Source organism: Acidovorax sp. (genome assembly GCF_022763525.1).
Classification (GTDB): Bacteria; Pseudomonadota; Gammaproteobacteria; order Burkholderiales; family Burkholderiaceae_C; genus Acidovorax.
Map to the genome: position 1 here is coordinate 1 of NZ_JALEGG010000133.1, position 3777 is coordinate 3777.

Consider the following 3777-nt stretch of genomic DNA (forward strand, 5'->3'; position numbering starts at 1 on the left):
AGCAGCAGGCCCATTGAGAACACATACGTGGCCTGGGCCTGCGCCGCCATGTCCCTGGCGGCCTGGGTGGTGTGCTGCCACTGCTGTTCCACGGCCGTGGCGCTGGCCGCAAACAGCCGCTGCGACCGCCCGGTGAACAGGCGCCTCGCCTCTTCGGCGCGGGACGGATCGGCGAGCGATTCGCGCGAAATGGCGCTGAGCTTGTTCCAATAGGCTTTGGCGGTCTGCGTGACCTCGGTGATGGCCGCCCACAGCGCGCGGTCTTCCTCGCCCGTCAGGCGGCTTTCGTGTTCGGCCAGGCTGGCTGCCAGCTGGGCCTGGGCTTCGTTGATGTCTTTTTCCAGCAGGTCCATCTCGGCGGCAGACACCGTCATCAGGTGCTGCGCCTGCAGGATGCGGATGGCGCTGAGCTTCTCTTGCCAGAACTTGACCGCCTGCAGCGATGGCGTGGTGCTCTGGGTGTAATGGTCCAGCATGTCATTGAGGGCGCGGATGCGCTGCGCGGCCGTGAGGCCGACGGCCACCAGCAGGACCAGCAGCACGGCCATGGCGCACACCAGGCGCACCCAGACCTTCATGGCCGAGGCGGCCCGCAGCATGCGGCGGATCATGGCGCGCTCCCGCTCCAGCGGCGCTCCAGCGCGGGGCCGTGGATGCGCCAGAAGCCCGCATCAAAACCCAGGGCCTTGCGCAGGTTGGCCGGGGCCGACGGCAGGTCGCTCGGGGCGATCGACAGGTCGATCAGAGGGTTGTGCGATCCGCCCGGGCCCGCGGGCTCGGCTGAGCGAGGCCGGTTCTGTTCGTAGCGCAAGATGGCGCCCATGTGCGTGGGGCCGTAAGGGATGGCCTGCGAAAACGCCAGCTGGGCAGCCTCGGACGTGGTGAAACGCAAAAATTCCAGCGCCAGGGCCTGCTGCGGCGTGCCGCGGACTATGGCCCAGTAGTCCATCTCGTAGATCGCATCCGTCCACACGATGGACAGGCGGCCGGTTGCGCCAGCAGCGTTCGCGGCGGCCACGCGGCCGTTGAAGGCGGTGGTCATGCTCACCGTGCCGTCCAGCAGCTTCTGCGGCGCCTGCGCGCCCGACTCCCACCAGACGATGTGGGGCTTGAGCTGCTCCAGCTTCTTGATCGCCCGTGCCATGCCCGCCTCGCTGGCGAGCTGCGCGTAGACATCCCGGCGGTGCACGCCGTCGGCCATGAGGGCAATTTCCAGGTTGTAGCGCACGCCTTTGCGCAGGCCGCGCTTGCCGGGAAAACGCTGCGTGTCCCAGAAGTCCGCCCAGGTCTTGGGGCGGTCTTTGCCAAAACGCTGGCTGTCGAAGGCGAGCACGGTGGACCACACAAAAGCGCCCAGGCCGCATTCCTGCGCCGTGCCGGGCAGCAGCATGCTGGCATGGGGAAAGGCTGCGCGGTCAAGCCGCACGAAGAGCCCCGCCGCGCACCCTGCCGCCAGGTCGGTCGATTCCACCTCGACCACATCCCACTGCGGCGCGCCGCGCTCCACCATGGCCTTCACCTGGGCCAGGTCGCCCGTGTATTCCACGCCGCGCACTTTCGCGCCTTTCGTGGTGGCCTCGAAAGGCGTGTAGAACGCCAATTGCTGCGCGGCGGCATTTGCTCCGCCAAAGTTGGCGACGGTCAGCGTCTGGGCTTGGGCAATGCCTGCGTTCCAGGCGATGGCGATGTACAGCGGTGCGGCCAGCGCACGCTTCACAGCGGTGGTGATGGACATGCTCAGCCCCGGCGTGTGCGCAACCATTCCAGGGCCAGCAGCAGGCTGGTTGTGAAGAGGATGAGCAAAGTAGCCACCGCGGCAATGGTGGGCGAGATGTTCTCGCGAATGCCGTTGAACATCTGGCGCGGCAGCGTCGACTGGTCGGCACCGGCCAGGAACAGCGTGACCACCACTTCGTCGAACGAGGTGGCAAACGCGAACAGCGCCCCCGAGATCACGCCCGGCGCAATCACCGGCAGCGTGATGCGGAAAAACGTGGCGAGCGGCGTCTCGCCCAGGCTCAGCGAGGCACGCACCAGGTTGTGGTTGAAGCCCGCCAGCGTGGCCAGCACGGTGGTCAGCACAAAGGGCGCGCCGAGGGCCGCGTGCACGATGATGAGGCCGAAGTAGCTGTCCGCCAGCCCAAGTGGTGCAAAGTACAGGTAGGTGGCCACGCCCACCACGATGATCGGCACCACCATTGGCGCGATCAGGATGCCCATGAGCAGACCCTTGAAACGGAAGTCCGCGCGCGACAGGCCCACGGCCGCCAGCGTGCCCAGCACCGTGGCAATCACGGTGGCGGCTGGCGCCACGATGAAGCTGTTGCGGGTGGCGCGGGCCCATTCGGGTGAATCGAACAGGTTCTGGTACCACTTGAGCGACCAGCCATGGATGGGATAGGCCAGGAACGAGCTTTCGGAGAAGGACAGCGGCACCATCACCAGGATGGGCGCCAGCAGGAACGCCAGCACGGCCACGCACAGTGCGCGCACGGCCCACCAGCCGAGTTTGTCGACCAGCGTGGCGTACAGAGGGAAGGAAGGGAGGCGGAACATGGTCAGCGGCTTTCTGTGTCAGAAGATGAGTCAGCCCAGGCTCAATTCGGCCTTGCCAAACCGGCGGTACACGCCGTATAGCAACAGCGTGGCGACCAGCAGCAGGGCACCCAGTGCGCAAGCCATGCCCCAGTTCACTTCCACGTTGGTGTAACGGGCGATGTAGTAGCTCAGCATCTGGTCGTCAGCGCCGCCCAGCAGGGCCGGGGTCACGTAGTAGCCAATGGCGAGGATGAACACCAGCAGCGCACCGGCGCCGATGCCGGGGTAGGTCTGCGGCACGTACACCCGGAAGAAGGCTGCGATGGGCGAGCTGCCCAGCGACACGGCCGCGCGAAGATAAGTGGGCGGCACGCTCTTCATCACGCTGTACAGCGGCAAGATCATGAAGGGCAGCAGGATGTGCACCATGGCAATCACCACGCCCGTGCGGTTGAACAGCAGCGCCAGCGGCTGCTCGATCAGGCCCAGACCCATGAGCCCGCGGTTCACCAAGCCTTCGGATTGCAGCAGCACGATCCAGGCGGCCACGCGCACGAGGATGGACGTCCAGAACGGCACCAGCACCAGGATCATCAGGACATTGGCGGGGCGAGCGGGGAGCGACGCCAGCCACCAGGCCAGCGGGTAGCCCAGCAGCAGGCACACCAGCGTGACCACCAGGCTGATGTGGAAGGTGCGCAGCAGGATGCCGCCAAACGCGCGCTGCTCTTCGGGCATGCGCTCGACGTGCCCTTGCGCGTCGCGCTGCAGGTCCACGGAGGCGAGCAGATAGTCGGGCGTCCAGCGCGCGCCGTTCTTGGCGATGGCCTGCCACAGCGGGGCTTCGGCCCAGCGCGCATCTCTGTCGACCAGCTGGGTGCGGATGGCTTCGGGCGAGCCTTCCATGGGCAGCGCGCGGTAAGCGCCCATGATGAGCGAGCGGGCGCCGGGCACTTCGGTGTTCAGGCGGCGAGCCAGGGCGCCAGCGTCGGAGCTGTCCGGCAGGCGGGCCAGGTCTTGCATCAGCGCGGCGTAGGCGGGCGCGCCGGGGGCATTCTTGCGGTCCCAGCCGTCCAGCGCGTGCACTGTGGCGGGCAAGGCGTTGGCCACCTCGGGGTTTTCCACCGCGCGCTGCAGCAGCGCGGCGATGGGGACCAGCAGCGTGAGGAGCAGGAACACCAGCAGGGGCAAGGTCAGCGCAAAGGCGCGCCATTTGCGCCGTGATTCGGCGCGCGCCAG

The 3777-nt window shown here is 67.3% G+C and carries 4 protein-coding genes; all 4 read right to left on the bottom strand.

Features of this window, described 5'->3' with window-relative positions:
• Positions 1-611: MCP four helix bundle domain-containing protein (locus MRY84_RS10315; RefSeq protein ID WP_291505642.1), on the bottom strand; the 611-nt coding region annotated here is incomplete at its 3' end.
• Complete coding sequence (locus MRY84_RS10320) at positions 608-1741, bottom strand: ABC transporter substrate-binding protein (RefSeq protein WP_291505645.1); 1134 nt, start codon at positions 1739-1741, stop codon at positions 608-610. The genes MRY84_RS10315 and MRY84_RS10320, both read right to left, overlap by 4 nt.
• Entirely contained in the window at positions 1738-2556 is an 819-nt protein-coding gene (locus MRY84_RS10325) for an ABC transporter permease (protein WP_291505643.1), read from the bottom strand. Before MRY84_RS10325 ends, MRY84_RS10320 begins: the two co-directional genes overlap by 4 nt.
• A gap of 30 nt (positions 2557-2586) precedes the next feature.
• Positions 2587-3777, bottom strand: a 1191-nt coding sequence (locus MRY84_RS10330; RefSeq protein WP_291505644.1) for an ABC transporter permease, incomplete at its 5' end; no start/stop codon positions are given.